This is a genomic window from Mesobacillus jeotgali (assembly GCF_014856545.2).
Taxonomy (GTDB): domain Bacteria; phylum Bacillota; class Bacilli; order Bacillales; family Cytobacillaceae; genus Mesobacillus.
On record NZ_CP109811.1, the window covers coordinates 1,074,426 to 1,092,414 of the forward strand.

At 42.1% G+C, this 17,989-nt stretch carries 17 protein-coding genes; 12 read left to right on the plus strand and 5 right to left on the minus strand.

Annotation, left to right across the window (positions count from 1 at the left end; translation table 11 throughout):
• Positions 1 to 117 precede the first annotated feature (117 nt).
• Complete coding sequence (locus FOF60_RS05370; RefSeq protein WP_264647646.1) at positions 118 to 381, plus strand: hypothetical protein; 264 nt, start codon at positions 118 to 120, stop codon at positions 379 to 381.
• 401 nt (positions 382 to 782) lie between these two features.
• Positions 783 to 1,952: a sporulation protein YhbH gene (gene yhbH / locus FOF60_RS05375; protein WP_192473535.1), complete on the plus strand. Its 1,170-nt coding sequence runs from the start codon at positions 783 to 785 to the stop codon at positions 1,950 to 1,952.
• Between the two features lie 91 nt (positions 1,953 to 2,043).
• On the opposite strand, the gene FOF60_RS05380 is transcribed toward yhbH, so the two are convergent.
• A complete protein-coding gene (locus FOF60_RS05380; RefSeq protein ID WP_225650456.1) occupies positions 2,044 to 2,844 on the minus strand; it encodes a C39 family peptidase in 801 nt (266 codons plus the stop codon).
• 344 nt (positions 2,845 to 3,188) lie between these two features.
• Here FOF60_RS05380 and FOF60_RS05385 point away from each other — a divergent pair, with 344 nt between their 5' ends.
• The 7 genes from FOF60_RS05385 to FOF60_RS05415 all read left to right on the plus strand — a co-directional run bounded on the left by FOF60_RS05385 (position 3,189) and on the right by FOF60_RS05415 (position 11,434).
• Positions 3,189 to 4,703: a glycine betaine uptake BCCT transporter gene (locus FOF60_RS05385; RefSeq protein ID WP_192473533.1), complete on the plus strand. Its 1,515-nt coding sequence runs from the start codon at positions 3,189 to 3,191 to the stop codon at positions 4,701 to 4,703.
• Positions 4,704 to 4,832: 129 nt separating this feature from the next.
• Positions 4,833 to 6,002, plus strand: coding sequence for an MMPL family transporter (locus FOF60_RS05390; protein WP_192473532.1), 1,170 nt, complete (start codon positions 4,833 to 4,835; stop codon positions 6,000 to 6,002).
• Positions 5,995 to 7,392 (plus strand): efflux RND transporter permease subunit, encoded by a 1,398-nt coding sequence (locus FOF60_RS05395; protein WP_264647647.1) that lies wholly within the window; start codon positions 5,995 to 5,997, stop codon positions 7,390 to 7,392. The genes FOF60_RS05390 and FOF60_RS05395 overlap by 8 nt, the downstream gene beginning before the upstream one ends.
• Positions 7,393 to 7,402: 10 nt before the next feature.
• Positions 7,403 to 7,966 carry a TetR/AcrR family transcriptional regulator gene (locus FOF60_RS05400; RefSeq protein ID WP_192473530.1) on the plus strand — a complete coding sequence of 188 codons (564 nt, stop codon included), beginning with the start codon at positions 7,403 to 7,405 and terminating at the stop codon, positions 7,964 to 7,966.
• Positions 7,967 to 8,170: 204 nt separating this feature from the next.
• Complete coding sequence (locus FOF60_RS05405) at positions 8,171 to 9,109, plus strand: DNA-binding transcriptional repressor DeoR (protein WP_192473529.1); 939 nt, start codon at positions 8,171 to 8,173, stop codon at positions 9,107 to 9,109.
• A 269-nt stretch (positions 9,110 to 9,378) separates the two neighbouring features.
• On the plus strand, positions 9,379 to 10,593 hold the full coding sequence (locus FOF60_RS05410; RefSeq protein ID WP_192473528.1) for a NupC/NupG family nucleoside CNT transporter: 1,215 nt from the start codon (positions 9,379 to 9,381) through the stop codon (positions 10,591 to 10,593).
• 85 nt (positions 10,594 to 10,678) lie between these two features.
• A complete protein-coding gene (locus tag FOF60_RS05415) occupies positions 10,679 to 11,434 on the plus strand; it encodes an NRDE family protein (protein ID WP_192473527.1) in 756 nt (251 codons plus the stop codon).
• A 40-nt stretch (positions 11,435 to 11,474) separates the two neighbouring features.
• Here the strand turns inward: FOF60_RS05415 and FOF60_RS05420 are convergent, their stop codons facing one another.
• Both FOF60_RS05420 and FOF60_RS05425 read right to left on the minus strand, forming a co-directional pair.
• Complete coding sequence (locus FOF60_RS05420; protein WP_192473526.1) at positions 11,475 to 12,440, minus strand: NAD(P)H-dependent flavin oxidoreductase; 966 nt, start codon at positions 12,438 to 12,440, stop codon at positions 11,475 to 11,477.
• 260 nt (positions 12,441 to 12,700) lie between these two features.
• A complete protein-coding gene (locus FOF60_RS05425) occupies positions 12,701 to 13,531 on the minus strand; it encodes an aldo/keto reductase (protein WP_192473525.1) in 831 nt (276 codons plus the stop codon).
• A gap of 181 nt (positions 13,532 to 13,712) precedes the next feature.
• Here FOF60_RS05425 and FOF60_RS05430 point away from each other — a divergent pair, with 181 nt between their 5' ends.
• Positions 13,713 to 13,940, plus strand: a complete 228-nt coding sequence (locus FOF60_RS05430) for a thioredoxin family protein (RefSeq protein ID WP_192473524.1) — start codon at positions 13,713 to 13,715, stop codon at positions 13,938 to 13,940.
• A 12-nt stretch (positions 13,941 to 13,952) separates the two neighbouring features.
• Here the strand turns inward: FOF60_RS05430 and FOF60_RS05435 are convergent, their stop codons facing one another.
• Complete coding sequence (locus FOF60_RS05435; RefSeq protein ID WP_192473523.1) at positions 13,953 to 14,621, minus strand: hypothetical protein; 669 nt, start codon at positions 14,619 to 14,621, stop codon at positions 13,953 to 13,955.
• Between the two features lie 205 nt (positions 14,622 to 14,826).
• On the opposite strand from FOF60_RS05435, the gene FOF60_RS05440 reads away from it, so the two are divergent.
• Together FOF60_RS05440 and FOF60_RS05445 are read left to right on the plus strand one after the other, a co-directional pair.
• Entirely contained in the window at positions 14,827 to 15,672 is an 846-nt protein-coding gene (locus FOF60_RS05440) for a DegV family protein (protein ID WP_192473522.1), read from the plus strand.
• Between the two features lie 104 nt (positions 15,673 to 15,776).
• Positions 15,777 to 16,685: a Gfo/Idh/MocA family protein gene (locus FOF60_RS05445; protein ID WP_192473521.1), complete on the plus strand. Its 909-nt coding sequence runs from the start codon at positions 15,777 to 15,779 to the stop codon at positions 16,683 to 16,685.
• A 43-nt stretch (positions 16,686 to 16,728) separates the two neighbouring features.
• Here FOF60_RS05445 and FOF60_RS05450 read toward each other — a convergent pair whose 3' ends face one another.
• On the minus strand, positions 16,729 to 17,988 hold the full coding sequence (locus tag FOF60_RS05450) for a rhodanese-like domain-containing protein (protein WP_192473520.1): 1,260 nt from the start codon (positions 17,986 to 17,988) through the stop codon (positions 16,729 to 16,731).
• Position 17,989: the final 1 nt, after the last annotated feature.

Consider the following 17,989-nt stretch of genomic DNA (forward strand, 5'->3'; position numbering starts at 1 on the left):
GGACAGGTTCAGCGGAAAAAGCGGAAAAGCTGTCCGAACCCAGAGCAACTTCGGACAGGTTCAGCGTGAAAAGTGGAAAAGCTGTCTGAACCCAGAGCAACTTCAGACAGGTTCAGCGTGAAAAGTGGAAAAGCTGTCCGAACCCAGAGCAACTTCAGACAGGTGCAGCGGGAAAAGGGGAAAAGCTGTCCGAACCCAGAGCAACTTCAGACAGGTTCATCAGGAAAAGTGGAAAAGCTGTCCGAACTTGGTGCAACTTCGGACAGGTTCAGCGTGAAAAAGTGGAAAAGCTGTCCGAACCCAGAGCAACTTCAGACAGGTTCAGCGGAAAAAGCGGAAAAGCTGTCCGAACCCAGAGCAACTTCGGACAGGTTCAGCTGAAAAAGCGGAAAAGCTGTCCGAACCCAGGGCAACTTCGGACAGGTTCAGCTGAAAAAGCGAAAAATGCTGTCCATCCAGGCAATTTCTCCCCCTTATAGCAGAAATAAAAGGAGTCATGTTTGCTGCCTGGGAGAGCAATATAGGGGCTGGCCGCAGAAAAGATCTTATAGCTGTGTTAGATAAAAAGGACAATAATGCCCAAAAGGGTTTCAAGATAAAATGGGCTTGTCCATCTATAGGAGAAAAGGTTAATTGTCAAAATTATTTGTAAATTATTTTGTATTCCTGCATAAGATAGAGTAATTACAATTCCCACAAGGGAAAAGTCCATCGGGATATTGTATGAAGGCATGCTGAATTATGTTACTGTCAAAATGAAAATTTCAAAGGAGGGGTTGAAAATGACCGATGAAAGCAGTCACCAGTTTGTGATTTCCCAGGAAGATTGGTCCCTCCACCGCAAAGGACATGATGACCAACAGCGCCATCAGGAAAAGGTGCAGGAAGCAATAAAGAGCAATCTGCCTGATTTGATCACCGAAGAGAATATTATCATGTCCAACGGCAGGGATGTCGTAAAGATTCCAATAAGGTCACTGGATGAGTACAAAATCCGTTATAACTATGATAAGAACAAACATGTCGGCCAGGGGAACGGAGACAGTAAAGTCGGCGATGTCGTCGCGCGTGATGGCTCCGGGCAGCAGCAAGGTCCCGGGAAGGGGCAAGGCGCAGGAGACCAGGCCGGTGAAGATTATTACGAAGCAGAAGTATCAATGATGGAAATCGAAGAAGCGTTATTTAAAGAGCTGGAGCTTCCTAATCTCAAGAAGAAGGAAGAACAGGAGCACCTCGTTGAAAATATTGAATTCAACGACATCAGGAAGACTGGTTTGATGGGCAATATTGATAAAAAGCGGACCATGATGTCTGCTTACAAGCGGAATGCGATGACAGGCAAACCATCGTTCCACCCAATCTACAAGGAAGATCTTAAATTCAAGACGTGGAATGAGGTCGTAAAGCCCGATTCAAAGGCTGTTGTTCTTGCCATGATGGATACGAGCGGCAGTATGGGACTGTGGGAAAAATATATGGCGAGGAGCTTCTTCTTCTGGATGACGCGCTTCCTTCGCTCCAAGTACGAAACAGTCGAAATCGAATTTATCGCTCACCATACAGAAGCAAAGGTAGTCTCCGAGGAAGATTTTTTCTCAAAAGGAGAAAGCGGAGGTACCATTTGTTCATCCGCCTACCGGAAAGCACTGGAACTGATTGACCTGAAATACAATCCAAGCAAGTTTAACATCTACCCATTCCATTTTTCAGATGGTGATAACCTGACCTCCGACAATGCCCGCTGTGTAAAATTAGTAGAAGAGCTGATGAAGGTCTCCAATATGTTTGGCTATGGAGAAGTCAATCAGTACAATCGCCACTCGACCCTAATGTCCGCGTATAAAAACATTAAAGATGATAACTTCCGTTACTATATCCTCAAGCAGAAAGCTGATGTATTCCACGCGATGAAAAGCTTTTTCAAACAGGAAGAAAACAAGATGTATGCTTAATAAAAAATCGGCAGGATACAGCTCCTGCCGATTTTTCTATTTCATCCTCGTTATTCTCACTCTTGATTGAAACTCCAATATTAACAATCTATCATTTTTCTATTCCAATCGCCTGGCTGCCCATCTGGATCCAGGCATTCTCGAATGGTGTCCGTGGGACGGCCTTATACCCATCGCTGGCAAGCGGATCGTTTATGTAAATGGACTCCTCATCATAACCGACAATCAAAACACTGTGTTCTTTGTAAGTAATCTTCACATTTCCGGTATTTGTCTCCCAAACGGTAAATTCCGATTCAGGAAGCGGCGCGAAGGTGGAGTTGATGATGACCCAAACTGGTGATCCAGTATCGATCAGTTCAAAAACTGAATCAATGGATTGGCCAGTAATGTCCTTGATTTTTCCTGGCATATAATTCTCTGCAAGCCTTGCTACAGGACCATGGTAAACGCCATATCCTGATTTGCTGAAAGTATAGATATCGCCTACGAAGCCATCATATGGATTGCTGCGAACATAATTTGCGTCGCGGAATGGTATTTTATGTATCTGCTCAGCCAGGGTCATTTTATCGGCTTCGATTCCCTCATACTGCAAAAGCATCGTTAAGCTGGTTACCTCACAGCCTCGCTGTAATTCGGGGAGCTGACTGATGTGAGGAACCCCTTTAAGTATTTCCTTCTTCTCTATATTGAAGAAATCCTCGAGAAATTCTCTACCTTCAATGGACTTTGTTATGGAATGAGCTTCTGTTCGTTTGATTTTTGGTGCAACTGAAGCTTGTGTTTCTGCCGTTGGATTTTCAATCGATCGTAAATTTTCCGCTCCCAGGTAGGTCGCCAGGAAAATGCCTCCAATGGATAGTGTTCTAATAAGCAGCTTTTTATTCAAAATATCGTCTCCTAACATTTCTCCTACAGGCTGGGCATCTCTTACAATTTTAACCAAAGTTCGACAATGATTCAATAGACTAATAGAATGATATTGGAAAACAGCTGGTAAAAAAGTAACTATCATGAATGTTGAAAATAGTCCTTTAAATTGAGTTTTTGGGAAGAATATTGGGAAATTTAGTAGTTGAACCTGAAGTGAGTCCCGGTAAAAAAAGAATTTCAGATATTCATCTTTTTGAATCTAATCGGTAATACTATCTCTGTTATGAGTACAATCTTTTTTAAAAAACACAAATTTGTGTTAGGGTATTAAAGTGCAAAGTTGAAGAAGGGAGTTTTTTGATGAAAAAGGATTCATCTGTTTTTTTCATATCGACAGGAATTTTGTTGTTGATGGTTCTTTTCGGTGTGTTTGTTCCAGATAAACTAGAATCGTTTACAGCCAGTATCCAGGCATTCATTACTGATACTTTTGGCTGGTATTATTTAATTCTTGTTTCTGCAATTGTAATCGTTTGTCTGTATTTCTTGATCAGTCCTCTGGGGAAAATCAGACTTGGGAGGCAGGATGACCGCCCTGAGTTTTCTACCCTGACTTGGTATGCGATGCTTTTTAGTGCCGGTATGGGGATTGGGCTTGTTTTCTGGGGCACTGCTGAACCGATTAGCCATTATATGGTCTCAACACCAACTGGAGTGGAGCCGGGATCTGACCAGGCCATCCGTGATTCAATGAGGTTCACGTTTTTCCACTGGGGTATCCATGCATGGGCCATTTATGGAATTGTTGCATTAGTTCTTGCCTATTTCAATTTCAGACATGGGAAGCCAGGGTTGATCAGTGCTACTCTCGGTCCGATTTTAGGCGACAGGACGACTGGTACAGCTGGTAAAGTAATTGATGTGATTTCGGTTGTCGCGACTGTGGTTGGTGTGGCAACAACTTTAGGATTTGGAGCTGTACAAATTAACGGTGGACTTTCTTACCTATTTGGAGTACCCTCTGGTTTCGTAACTCAATTGATAATTGTCCTGGTTGTTACAGTGTTATTCATGATATCTGCCTGGACAGGACTTGGAAAGGGAATCAAGATTTTAAGCAACGTAAACATGATACTTGCTGCCATCTTATTGGTGGCTATGCTGTTTTTAGGACCCACCCAGTTTATCTTGAACCTCTTTACCAATACAATTGGTACATATCTTCAGAATCTGCCCGCAATGAGCTTCCGTATTGCGCCTTTAAATGAAGAAGTCCGCTCGTGGATTAACGGCTGGACGATTTTCTACTGGGCATGGTGGATTGCCTGGGCGCCATTTGTAGGGATTTTTATAGCTCGAGTTTCTAAAGGCCGGACAATCAGAGAGTTTGTATTTGGTGTGCTGCTAGTACCTTCTTTGATCGGCTTCCTATGGTTTTCTGCGTTCGGGGGTTCAGCGATCATGCTTGAGCACGAAGGAATTGCGAAGATTTCAGAGCTTGCAACTGAAGAAGCACTCTTTGGCGTGTTTGCCAACTATCCATTAAGCACATTATTGTCTATCGTGGCAATGATTCTTGTCGGCACTTTCTTTATCACCTCAGCAGATTCAGGGACATTTGTTTTAGGGATGATGACAACAAATGGATCACTGACACCAGGGAATAGGATCAAATTTACCTGGGGAATCATGCTGTCGGCGATTTCTTTAGTATTGCTGTACTCTGGCGGGCTGCAGGCATTGCAAAATACAATGATCGTAGCTGCATTGCCATTTTCCATCATTATGGCTTTAATGGGATTAAGTCTAATTAAAGCCCTGAATCAAGAAGCGAAAGAACTGGGAATTGGAAAAATTCCTAAGCGCAAGCTTTAATAATTATGTGGGGAGCTATTCCATTTATGGGATGGCTCCTTTTTAATTTCTTCTTTACATAATGGGGGAGGCTGATTATACTTTATGTAAGTAACCACTTACATTCATAAGTTTCAAGGGGGAAGGAACATGCTAAAAATACTTGGCTCACTGATGTCAAAACACCCGGTAAAAATAATGCTATTAACGATCATGGTTGTTGTGCTTTTAGCTGCAGGGGCAGGTAAGGTTCAGTTGGCTACGGGTAATGAGACACTGATAAGCACTGAATCAAGTGTTTATAAAAGTAACCAGCAGCTTGAAGAAGAGTTCGGAGGAGAATCAATCATCATCGTTTATGAAGCAGCAGATAATCAAGATGTGCTTACCGTTGAAAGGCTGAAACATATGAAAAGGCTGGAGACGATCCTTATTACACATAAAGAGATTTATAGTGTCATGAGCCCTGTTATCTTGCTTGAAGAAATTTCGTCAAAGCAAGCTGATCAATACAAAGATGGGATAGCAGGAATGTCAGATGGACTGAATGAAATGGGAGGGAAATTAAAAGATTTTGGGGAGCAGGGGGCCAGAAAGCAGCAAAAAGAAATTGAAAGTGGGCTAGCAAACCAAGAGGGAAAATTAGGGAACGTGCAGGCAGAAAAGGAAAAACAAGCTAAAGATTTAAATGAGCTTAGCAATGGTTTAAATGAAATGGGCAAAAAATTGGTTTCGATCAGCGACAATTTAAGTACAATGAATGACTATTCTGATTCCTTGAAGCCAGGATTGCCAGTAAAGCAGGAAACACTGGAATACATGATTAGAGATAATAATGGCAAAAAGAGGGAGATTTTTAATGAAGTCGTCATCGATGATCATACTATGCTCATGATTGTGAAATTCAACGGAAATGTTTCCGACGATGCAAAAAGTGAAATTTCGAAAACGGTTAAATCATATCTAGATGAAAATCAAATAGAATCAACAGCCACGATGGTTTCCGGTAAACCAGTTTTGGATGATGCAATCCGTTCATCGATGAAGGAAAGCATGCAGAAAATGATGATGTTATCTATTTTGTTTATGGTCATCATCTTATTATTCACATTTAATGTAAGTTGGCGCTTACTTCCTTTAGGTATCATACTAATAGCAGTTATTGGTACGGTTGGCTTGATGGGATGGATTCAGATTCCAGTTACGATGGTATCTATGGCTGTGTTCCCGATTCTCATAGGTCTTGGCATTGATTATGCGATTCAGTTCCAAAACAGGTATTCAGAGGAAATGGCAGAAGGGGAGGATGACCATGAATAACAAACCAAAGAAGGCCCTAAACCAAACATTAACGAAAATGGTGCCGGCAGTTTTAACAGCCTTAATCGCAACCGGGCTGGGATTTATTGCTTTATATACATCTCCTGTGCCGATGATCCAGGACTTTGGCAAGATGCTGACAGTAGGAATGATCATCAGTTTTATAGCAGGGGTTTTAATATTGATCCCTATTTTATTCACCAGAGATCATTTCTTCAAAAAAGAAAGGGTTAAACAGAAACAAGTAAAATTAAAAAATATGAAGGGAGACAGGTTCTTTAATTGGTTTACAAATAAACTGATTTTAATGAAGTGGTTCATCGTTTTAGTTGCCTTCATATCAGCTGGTTTTGGTATTTGGGCTGATTTGCAAGCTGGAGTTGAAACGGATGTTGAAAAGTTTATGCCGCAGGATACACAGGAGTTAAAGGATATTCATAAGTTAAGAGAAATTCTCGGCAGTACCGATCAAATTTCGGTTGTTTATGAAGCTGCCGATGTGTCATCTGCTGAGTTATTGGAGTGGGTAGATGGGGTTACCGGAACAGTGAAAAGTGAATTTCCAGAAACCATTATAGATACACGTTCAGTCACAACTGCCCTTCGACAGATGAATGAAGGGGAATTTCCTGTGAATCAAAAGATAGAGGAATATTTGGCTGAGATGCCAGAGTCTCAAAAAAAGCTGTTAATTAATGAAGAAGGAACAAAAGGTGTCATAACCTTGAGTATAGAGCACCTGGAGGCAGAGGAGCTTAAGGGATTCATTGATGATTTAATCGACTATTTTGAGGCGGAAGAATTAAAAGGAGTGGATACAACGGTTACCGGAAAAGCAGTGCTGGATGCTGAAATGGTTACCGCATTGACTGCTGGCAGGTATAAAATGACATTACTCGGGATGGGGCTTGTATTCTTTGGCTTGCTGTTAGTATACCGCCATCCTGTCAAGGCATTTATACCATTGCTGCCGATTGCCCTGATTGTTGGATGGTCAGGCGGAGCCATGTTTTTACTAGATATCAAATATACCCCGTTGACTGCCACGCTGGGAGCATTGATTATCGGAATTGGCACAGAGTTCACCATCCTGATCATGGAGCGTTTTTATGAAGAACGGAAAAAAGGCAGAAACAGCAATGAAGCCATCGTGGTCACGAATCGGAAAACAGGGAAGGCCATCCTCGCATCTGCCTTTACAACAATAGGCGGTTTCAGCGCATTGCTGATTTCGGATTTTGTCATTTTGAGCAACTTTGGGTTGATGACATTAATAAATATATCCTTGGCACTGTTCAGTACAATTGTAGTCATGCCTGCCATCTTGATTATTCTAGACCGTTTTGTGAAAATAAGACATGTAGGGGAGAATGAATTACCAGTAAACTAGGGGTGGCAGTATGAGGGACAAAACGGAACAAATTTTGAATGCAGCAATGAAGGTTTTTGTAAAAAAAGGGCTGCAGGCTACAACACAAGAGATTGCAAAGGAAGCAGAAGTGGCTGAAGTAACATTGTTCCGGAAATTCACCAATAAGCAAAACCTGTTTGTAACAGTCATCAGGAATGTTTTGGAGAGACAATTTGATTCGCAAATTAACAGAATGGCAAAAACTGAGGATACTGAAGCTTTTTTGATAAAGATTATTGAAAATAGATTAGGTACTTTGTCCAAAAATGCACCTATGGTCAAAATGCTACTATCCGAAAGCCTGATGGGGAATTTGGATGAAGAAGTCGATTTGCCTAATATGATCTTTTCAAGTCTTGAAAAGGGTCTGGCACTGCATTTCGAGAATAAAGGCCAAGTAGTTGAAGCAGGTCTTGTAGCTAGGCATCTTGGAGGAATTTTCGTCAGCCAGGTTGTTTTCAAGAATGACCGCCCCTTTCATTTGTTAAGTGAAGAAGAAAAGACTTCGCTGTCTAGGAAGTATGCTCAATCAGTGATGGCAATTATTAAATAATTTTTTGAGGGATTGGATTAACGCCAATCCTTTTTTCTTTCTTCCTTCTAAATAATCTTCTAAGTGTTCTTATGTTGATGAACATTTGTAAACCTTTGGTTATTTATGAACATTTTGTTCTTTTTTAAAATGTAAATGTTTTCATTCGGATTTTTTGCTAGAATAAAGGTATTGAATTTAAGTCATTTCCAAGGGTGATCACGAATGGAAAAGGAAAAATTATTAAAAATAATTGAGGCAGCCAAGCTTTATTATTTACTTGATTATAACCAGAATGATATTGCCAGGGAGTTGGGAGTTTCCAGACCTACAGTATCAAGGTTCCTGCAGATCGCAAAGCAGGAGGGCATTGTTGATATCAGAATCATGGACCCTACTGAGGATGTAGAAAATCTGTCATCGCAACTTGAACAAAAGTTCGGGTTGAAAAAGGCCATCGTTACTCATATTCCACAATATGAAGACAGTGTGATCAAAACATATCTCGGGGAGAAAGCTGCTGCTTTTTTGAATGAAGTGGTTGACCATGATGATATTGTCGGTGTCACCTGGGGAACGACGCTCTATCATGTTGCCTTGGAATTGAAGCAGAAACCGTGCAAAAATGTAAAGGTCGTCCAATTGAAGGGCGGAGTCAGCCACTCCGAAACAAATACGTATGCAAACGAAATACTGTACTTATTCGGAAAGGCCTTCAATAGCGCACCGCATCATCTCCCGCTGCCGGCCATTGTCGATCATGTCGTGGTCAAACAGGCGATGGAAGCGGACAGGCACATAAAAAAGATTCTGGAAATGGGAAAACAATCGAACATTGCGGTCTATACAATCGGCCCAATCAAGTCTGAATCCTTATTGTTCCAGTTAGGATATTTTACAGAAGAAGATTTGCAGGTCATCTATTCAAAAGCTGTCGGTGATATCTGTTCTCGATTCTTTGATAAAGATGGAAAGGTTTGCAATGAAAACCTTGATGCGAGAACTTTAGGCATTGAACTTGATGAGTTAAAGAAGAAGAAGTATTCAATATTAGTTGCAGGCGGAGCTCATAAAATCGATGGTATTTATGGAGCTTTAAAAGGGAAGTATACAAATGTGCTTGTAACGGACCAATTTACTGCCAAATTTTTGTTAGATAAGTGATGGTTTAGGGAAAATAAAGCCATAAGATACAAACAAATACCCGATAGGTAGGATGCCTTGCGGGTATTTTTGTCGAAAAGATGAAAAGGGATAAATTTCATTTTACATTTGTTCAAAAACTTATTTACAAAAGTTCTTAACTTCTGATATATTTGCTTTAGAAAGTTCGAGTTAAACAAATGTAAACGTTTTATTGAAATTTTTTTCATATCATTTGTAAACGTTAACAACATTTCAGCAAAAATATCACAACAAGAGGTGGGTCAACAATGAATATCTTATGGGGTTTGATGGGGATTGCTGTCGTTTTGGGTATTGCGTTTATCTTCTCAAATAACAAAAAGTCCATCAATTTAAGAACAGTCCTTGGCGGATTGGCAATTCAGTTCATTTTCGCTTTTGGAGTATTGAAATGGGAAACAGGGAAGGTTTTATTGGAAAAGCTATCACTTGGCGTCAATGAGATCGTCAACTATACAGACGCTGGTGTGCAATTCCTGTTCGGCGGATTGTTCCAGGCCGAAAATATTGGCTTTGTATTCGCTTTCCAAGTACTAACAGTTGTTATTTTCTTCTCTTCTTTAATATCTGTGCTTTACTACCTGGGAATCATGCAAGTAATCATCAAGATCCTGGGCGGAGCGCTTTCTAAATTACTGGGAACGAGTAAGGCTGAATCGCTATCAGCCGCAGCAAACATTTTCGTAGGCCAGACAGAAGCACCGCTTGTAGTTAAGCCTTACATCGCGAAAATGACTCAATCAGAGCTTTTTGCAATCATGGTTGGGGGCTTGGCTTCTGTAGCAGGTTCTGTATTGATTGGTTACTCATTATTAGGTGTTCCATTGGAATACTTGCTTGCAGCAAGCTTCATGGCTGCTCCAGCAGGTTTGGTACTCGCTAAAATCATGATACCGGAAACAGAGAAGTCAGAGTCTACTGATGAACTCAAGATGGAAAAAGACACAGAGTCAGCAAACGTAATTGATGCTGCCGCTAGAGGTGCAAGCACGGGTCTTCAATTAGCATTGAATATTGGTGCAATGTTGCTTGCGTTCATCGCTTTGATTGCCTTGATCAATGGAATCATTGGTTTCTTCGGAGGTTTCTTCGGAGCTGAAAATTTAACGCTTGAAGTAATTCTTGGCTATGTATTCGCTCCACTTGCATTCGCTATTGGTGTTCCTTGGGATGAAGCGATCAAGGCTGGCGGATTTATCGGCCAAAAATTAATCTTGAATGAGTTTGTTGCCTATTCTTCATTCGGACCACAAATCGATCAATTATCTGCAAAAACAGTAGCGATCATCAGTTTTGCGCTATGTGGATTCGCAAACGTTTCTTCAATGGGTATCTTGCTGGGCGGACTAGGAAGCCTTGCGCCTAACCGTCGTGCTGACATCGCGAAAATGGGTGTACGAGCTATCATCGCAGGTATGCTTGCATCATTATTGAGTGCCGCTATGGCAGGTATGCTTCTATAAAATGAGGAAAAGAGAGGGACTTGGTCCTTCTCTTTTTTGCTTTGCGTTATAATAGAGTAAATTGAAAGGAAAGCTGTGATGATGAATGTGTCTGGTTTTATTTTCCTATAAAGCACATCCAGAGTATAAGGTGATTGTGGCTGCCAATAGGGATGAGGCTTATGATCGCGAAACTGCGACGGCTTATTTTTGGGAAGATGCTCCCGAAGTGCTCGCCGGCAGGGATCTTGAGAAAATGGGAACCTGGATGGGGGTTACAACAACAGGCAAGTTTGCAGCTCTCACCAATTATCGAGATCCAAGTGAAACTACTGCAGGGAAAAGAACAAGAGGTGAACTTGTTGCTGATTTTCTGAAAGGAACAGTCAGTACCCAAACCTATTTACTGGAGTTGGCCAATCGCCATCAGGAATATCCGGGTTATAATCTTCTGGCAGGGGATTTGAATGAGCTCTATTACTATTCTAACCGCGGAGGCCCGCTGCAAAAAGTGGAAGCTGGCGTCCATGGGGTCAGCAACCATTTGCTTAACACCGACTGGCCAAAGGTAGAACGGGGGAAGGCGGGACTTGCCAGCATTATTTCAGAAGGGCAACCTGATTTGGTTGACCGGTTATTTGCGCATTTGAGAAATGCCGACCCCGCGCCGGACCATTTGCTGCCATCTACGGGTGTTTCGCTGGAATGGGAGCGATTATTGTCCCCTATGTTCATCAAGAGTGAAGGATACGGGACGAGAAGCTCGACCGTCATTTTGATGAATGAAAAAGAAATCCAGTTTTATGAACGAGTGCATAAAAAAGGTCAGGTGTCAGACCAGGAATTTATCATAAGGCTGTGAAGAAAACCAGACAACCGTGGATGTGGTTGTCTGTTTTTTATTAAGCTAAGTCATGAGCAGCTGCGTTGTATTCCATTCTTAAGTTTTCTATGATTTTACGGACTGGTAATATGTCTTTAATTTCACTTACTCTAGCGCCGGCGAATACCAGGCCATTTTCTACATCGCCCGAAACAGAGGTGAGCAGGGAGTCCAGTGTACAAAATTGATAGGAGCAATTTTTCAGGCAGTCACGGCATTTTTTGATCCTGAGTTTATCTGAGGTGGTGATGAGCTTGGTGAAGTGATTGGCAATGGCACGCCCGTGCAGCCCTACTGTTGTTTTGACCAGCAGTGTGTCTTTTTCCGTGGCAGAAACGTATTTTTCCTTGAAACTTTGCGGAGCGTCACATTCCTCACTGGCTACAAACCTTGTCCCCATTTGGACACCCGAAGCCCCAACGGACAAAGCCTTCGCGATATCAGCACCAGTCATGATTCCTCCGGCAGCGATTACCGGGATGGACACAGACTTAACAATATCAGGGAGTATATCAAAAAGAGGCTTGTCAGTCCCAAGATGGCCTCCTGCCTCACATCCTTCAACTACCACAGCAGCAGCACCGAGACGTTCAGAGATTTTCGCTAACTTGGCAGAAGATACAATTGAAATGACCGGAATGCCCGCTTGCCTTCCCCAAGAATACATATCTCTAGAGATCCCTGCTCCAGAAATAATGAAATCAACTTTTTCATTCAAAGCAGCTTTCATTTTCTCAGCAAAATCGTTCATCGCAAACAGGACGTTTACACCAATGTACCCATTGCCCTGAGTTAGCTCCCTGGATTTTCGGATATGCATCACCATCTCTTCTACCGGAATCCCTGTTCCGGATATGATGCCAATCCCTCCAGCGTTTGCAACCGCCGCCGCTAATCCGCTAAGCGAGATACCTACCCCCATTCCACCTTGCATAATCGGAACTCTTGGAGCCATATGGCCAATTTTAAGCTTCGGGAAATCCATGCTAAAAAACCCCTTTCTGAATTTATTCTTTTGCAGTTTAACATGGACGATTATAAAAAGATGTGATTTTTAGCACCAGATACTATATTTAGGTATAAATATTTGGTGTTAGTTTTTTGGGGCAAAAAAAAGACGCAGAACCTAATCTGCGCCGTATGCATTATTTAATTAAGGCTGTCTTCGAAAAAAATGTTGTTAATCCTAAAGCCGATTTTACCGTAATAAAAAGCCATTTTGTATTTTGGAATTAAGTGTGCAAGTTAAAAATCGAAATTATCCGGATCTGGTCCTACACGCTCATTCTTATTTAAGCTATTCAGGCGGTCCATATCTTGGGCCGAAAGCTCAAAATCAAAGATATCTGCATTTTCGATAATACGATGTTCCTTGACCGATTTCGGTATGGTGACCACTTCGTTTTGTAAATCCCAGCGCAGGATCACTTGTGCTGGTGATTTCTTATGCTTTTCGGCGATTTCAACGATTGTTGGTTCCGATAAAAGTTCTCCTTGCTTTAAAGGAGACCAGGCTTCCATTTGGATACCCTCGGCTTTACAGAATTCAAGCAGCTCCGTCTGCGCTAAGTGTGGATGGTATTCAACCTGGTTGACCATTGGTTTGATTTCAGAATCAGCCATCAAATCTTTAAGATGGTGAACATGGAAGTTGCTTACACCAATGGCGCGGACCCGGCCATCCTTATAAAGCTGCTCTAGTGCTTTCCATGTTTCTTTATATTTGCCGGCAACCGGCCAGTGAATCAGGTAAAGGTCCAGATAATCGAGCTCGAGTTTTCCCATGCTTGTCTCAAAAGCCTGGAGCGTTGACTCATAACCCTGGTCAGAATTCCAGACCTTCGTCGTGATAAACAACTCTTCACGCGGAATACCAGCTTCCTTGATTGCCTGTCCGACGCCTTCCTCATTCCTGTAGACTGCAGCAGTGTCAATGCTCTTGTAGCCATTTTTAAGCGCCGCTTTAACAGATTCTACAACTTCAGACCCTTCCTGGACCTTGAACACACCAAGGCCAAACCATGGCATCTTCACACCATTATGTAATGTTGTTGTATCCTGGAGATTCTGTGGCATTTTTTGCGCCTCCTTATTAATTCAATTGCATTGTTATTTTCTCATATTTTTTTATTGGTAAAAAGTTATTGGCTTTCATGAGGGCAATGTTTAATAAACTATACGAATAATGACTTTTATTTTCAAAATGAGGGTACATTCAAGATATAAAGGTATAAAAATGTGAAAGGAGACGGAAGAAATGATTATTAAAGTGTTGGGTCCTGGATGCGAAAAGTGCAATAGTCTTGTGGACAGCATCAATGTGGCTGTGAATGAAGCGGGGGTAGCGGCGGTGGTTGAAAGGGTGGAAGACACTAGGGAAATCGAAAAGTATAAGGTGAAAGGTACTCCGGCTTTGGTCATTGATGAAAAAGTTGTTTCTACAGGAAAGCAGTTATCGGCACAGGAAGTGAAGAGCTTATTTTAAACAGATCAGGCCTTATCTTGTGGCCTGGTCTGTATTTTTTTCAAGGAAAGCTTTAGTTGCCCATAATGATATCAGTAAAATTAGCTCAAAGCCGTTCGTGGCTGCATCACTCTCAATTGGAATCTTCACGGCGCTGCCTATACCCATCAAAATGACACCGACAGCCATCCATTTCCACTTCAGCTTTTTCCAGAGGATAATCCCGGCAAGCAGTAACGCAAGGGTAACACCGATGATCATAATTGGGGGGCCATGTGATCCGGAGGATTCATAGCTTAATACTCCATAACTCTCAGATGGCTCAAGCTTAAGTCCGATGGTATTTTGAACAAGTTCTGCAATCATCATGGCCAGAGTAAAGACACCTGCCAAAATAAGTCCTGTGCGTCCCTTCAGCCAGTGGATTCCTGTCTCCCTGATCGCTTCCCAGGAAAACAAAATCAATAATGGGGTAAAGAATGCGTGAAACCAGTAGCGCATAACATTCAAGCCTTCTAAAAAGGAGCCTTTTCCAATTATGCTCCCCATTGCGAGCACGAGATTATCATACACGAGGCCGAATGTAACGAGCAGAAGAACATTCAACCAGGAAAAAAATCCATGCTTGATCGATAATTTTAGTCCCAAAAGGAATAAAAACAAGTATACGAGGGAATATAAACCGTAGATATAAGGGTCCATGAGTCTCTTTCCTCCAGTCAGGTTTGTTACCATTGTTCCCTTTAATCAGGACGAAAAACATGTGTCTGAGTTATTAACTTTTTCAATGTTTTTAACAAATAAATCGTATTCTTAAAAATTACTAATAGTCTTATAAGGAATCTTCATATATCATGAGAAATGTAAGCATATACACCGATATTTTTGACGAAGAACAGGAGAAATCATGACTACATTAAATGACATTGCATGGGTAACCGACAGCACATCTGGACTTACTGAAGAATTCATAAAAAATAACCATATATACGTTGTGCCTTTAAGTATTATTTTTGGTGAGGAATCCTACTTAGAAGGGGTAGATATCACTGCAGAGGATTTCTATCCAAAACTGGCTGCATCAAAGGTTCTACCGAAAACATCCCAGCCTGCGATTGGGGAATTTGTGGAACTTTACCAGAAACTAAAAGAGCAGTACAAGCATGCAATCGCGATCCACGCTTCGAGCGCTCTCACTGGAACCTTCCAATCGTCCGTCGCAGCATCAAGCATGGTTGATTTCAAAGTTGATGTCATTGACTCTAAAATAGGTTCCTACCCATTGGGGCGCATGGTTGAAAAGGGCGTTGAACTGCAGAAGGAAGGCAAGTCGTATGCCGAAATTGTTTCCTATTTAAAAACGCTTCCTGATAAGGCAAATTTATACATGGCACCGGGAAGTTTAGAGCAGCTGCATAAGGGCGGTCGTTTATCGACCACTCAGGTGATCATCGGGAGCTTGATCAAATTGAAACTGATTGTCAGGTTTGATGATGGCAAGGTAGTTCTTTTTGATAAAATCAGGACTGAAAAAAAGGTCAAAGAACGCCTGTTTCAAATTTTTGAAGAAGCTTCAAGCAATATTAAAGAAGCCAGTGTCATTCATGGAAATGTAAAGGAATTGGCAGAGACTTGGCGTGCCGAACTTCAACAGCGTTTCCCAGAAATATCATTTACAACAACCACTTTCAGTCCAGTGGCCGGTACACATACAGGGCAGGGAACTATCGGGCTTGCCTGGATTAATGAATAGTCTGCTATAAAAAAATCAAAGAAATCAGCCGGTTTAGGGCTGATTTCTTTTTATTGATCCGGTTCATGTGTACACTTGAAATAAAAAATGGTGGAGGGATCATCATGTTGAAAATCGGTGTCATTGGTTTAGGGGATATTGCGCAAAAAGCTTATCTGCCCGTTTTCGCGGAGCAGGGAGATATTGAGTTCCACCTTTTTACGCGTGATAATGTGAAACTGAAAAATATCGCTGCAAAGTACCGGTTTTCCAAGATACATCCAAGTCTTGATGAGCTTATTGAAAGTGGTGTTAAAGGTGCTTTTGTACATAGTGCAACGGAATCACATCATGAGATTGTTAAAGAATTGCTGCTGGCTGGTGTCCATGTGTATGTAGACAAGCCCATTGCCTATGAGTATGAAAAAGCAAAGGAATTGACGGAACTGGCTGAGGAAAAAGGCTTGATATTTATGACTGGTTTTAACCGCAGATATGCTCCGGCATATAAAAAGCTGGCGGAGCTGAAAGAACCAAATATGGTGGTCATGCAGAAAAACAGGAAGGCGCTGCCTGGAGAAATACGTCACTTCATTCTAGATGATTTCATCCACGTTGTCGATACACTGAGATTCTTATTCCCCTACCCAATCAAGCAAGTCAATGTTACTGGAAAGAAAAATGGTGCATTTCTTCATCATGTTGTCATTCAGCTGCAGGCGGAAGAGGGAATTGCGATTGGGATCATGAACCGTGACAGCGGTGTTGTAGAGGAAAAGGTGGAGATTTTCCAGTCAAATGAGAAGCGGTCTGCCTTGAATGTGTCTGACCTTTTAGTGCAGGAAAACAGGACTGAAACAAGGATCGGAGGTAGTGACTGGGAGCCTACGCTTCACAAACGCGGTTTCGAGCAGATTGTTTTTGATTTTCTGCAGGCGGTCAGCAATAATAAAGCACCTCTAATAACAGCGACAGATTCCCTGGAAACGCATCAAATCTGCGAAGGAATTGTGAAAGAACTAGAGGCGCTTTAACTCTAAGGACCCCGGTGTTTGGATTGCACCGGGGTCTTGAATATTAAAAAGATGGTTTACCGTCTGCAGATATTTGGATAGCGTTATTCAAATAGAAGGTATTGGCATATCCCAGATCAGCAATTTTATTTACAACACCAGCTGCCCTGGCGCCAGATGCACAGTGAATGACGATGACGGCATTCTTATCTTTCGGAAGCTGGCTTGCGATAGCGGCCGGGTCGGCCAGGACCACACTGTCAGGGATATTCAGAGATCCCTTGAGAACACCGGCCTTCGTTTCATCCTTCGAACGGACGTCAAGGATGAAGGCACCGGCATTGATTTTATTCATGAATTCCTCTGGGTTGATTCCTCGGTTAACCTGGCCTTCGGCAACATCAAAGCTTCCGCCAGAATTGGCAGTGCCGAATGTTGGCAAGGATTGGGCAGACCAGTCAGGAAGTCCTCCTGAATAGACTTTGACATTCGAATAGCCATTTTTCAGAAGTTCTTCCGCGACAGCATGGCTTTTATGGCAGCCGAATCCGCCGCAATAGACAATCACTTCAGTAGCTTTCTCTGCTGGTGCTGTTCCCAGATACTTTTGCGCAAACAGTGTATCATCTGCAAAGACCGCATTTGGGATATGCGTCTCAAAATACACCTTATACGGTCTTGCGTCAAGGATGACAAAAGGCGGCTTATCATCCCTTGATACATTGGCATCCATGATCAGCCCCTTAATATACGGAGCGGTAACAGCCAGGTAATTACCAGACTTTTTCCATTCCGGCAGTCCCTCCTGGTAAACTTTAATATTTTTGTAGCCGAGCTTTAGTGCTTTTTCAGCTGAATTACTGCTCAATTCACACGTGACTCCGCCGCAATAAAATATAAGCAGCTTATTTTTATCTTCTGGAAGCAGGGACGCAAATTGGTCAAACTGTGAATCTGGAATATTGATTGCTCCGTTGATATGTCCTTCATTGAAAACGGCTTCAGGACGGGAATCGACGATGACAAAGTCCCATTCCGTTGGATATTGCTCGTAAGCTTTCCTCGCGGCGCTTACCTCTCCGGCGGAAGCTTTTAATCTCATCATATATTCAGTTCCTACGTAAGATAGGTTCTCCTTCAGTGGCACGGCTTCTTTCTCGGGTTCAGCTTCATTGCCAACCTTATAGATTGAAAGGTCTGCCTTCTGGTTAAAATCTGCAGCTGAATTCGAGACCGTTTTGGCTGACTCTTCTCCGGTACCGCAACCGGCAATGGCTATTCCAACGGTAAATATCAAACCTGCCAGCATAGTTTTCTTAACCATG

Bases quoted from the DNA above. Each gene is read 5' to 3' on its own strand.
- FOF60_RS05420 (WP_192473526.1), bottom strand. From the start codon at position 12,440: ATGGATTTCCCGAAGCTTAAAATTGGCCATATGGCTCCAAGAGTTCCG.
- FOF60_RS05440 (WP_192473522.1), top strand. From the start codon at position 14,827: ATGACTACATTAAATGACATTGCATGGGTAACCGACAGCACATCTGGA.
- FOF60_RS05405 (WP_192473529.1), top strand. From the start codon at position 8,171: ATGGAAAAGGAAAAATTATTAAAAATAATTGAGGCAGCCAAGCTTTAT.
- yhbH (WP_192473535.1), top strand. From the start codon at position 783: ATGACCGATGAAAGCAGTCACCAGTTTGTGATTTCCCAGGAAGATTGG.
- FOF60_RS05430 (WP_192473524.1), top strand. From the start codon at position 13,713: ATGATTATTAAAGTGTTGGGTCCTGGATGCGAAAAGTGCAATAGTCTT.
- FOF60_RS05415 (WP_192473527.1), top strand. From the start codon at position 10,679: ATGTGTCTGGTTTTATTTTCCTATAAAGCACATCCAGAGTATAAGGTG.
- FOF60_RS05400 (WP_192473530.1), top strand. From the start codon at position 7,403: ATGAGGGACAAAACGGAACAAATTTTGAATGCAGCAATGAAGGTTTTT.
- FOF60_RS05395 (WP_264647647.1), top strand. From the start codon at position 5,995: ATGAATAACAAACCAAAGAAGGCCCTAAACCAAACATTAACGAAAATG.
- FOF60_RS05390 (WP_192473532.1), top strand. From the start codon at position 4,833: ATGCTAAAAATACTTGGCTCACTGATGTCAAAACACCCGGTAAAAATA.
- FOF60_RS05410 (WP_192473528.1), top strand. From the start codon at position 9,379: ATGAATATCTTATGGGGTTTGATGGGGATTGCTGTCGTTTTGGGTATT.
- FOF60_RS05425 (WP_192473525.1), bottom strand. From the start codon at position 13,531: ATGCCACAGAATCTCCAGGATACAACAACATTACATAATGGTGTGAAG.
- FOF60_RS05435 (WP_192473523.1), bottom strand. From the start codon at position 14,621: ATGGACCCTTATATCTACGGTTTATATTCCCTCGTATACTTGTTTTTA.
- FOF60_RS05450 (WP_192473520.1), bottom strand. From the start codon at position 17,988: ATGGTTAAGAAAACTATGCTGGCAGGTTTGATATTTACCGTTGGAATA.
- FOF60_RS05445 (WP_192473521.1), top strand. From the start codon at position 15,777: ATGTTGAAAATCGGTGTCATTGGTTTAGGGGATATTGCGCAAAAAGCT.
- FOF60_RS05385 (WP_192473533.1), top strand. From the start codon at position 3,189: ATGAAAAAGGATTCATCTGTTTTTTTCATATCGACAGGAATTTTGTTG.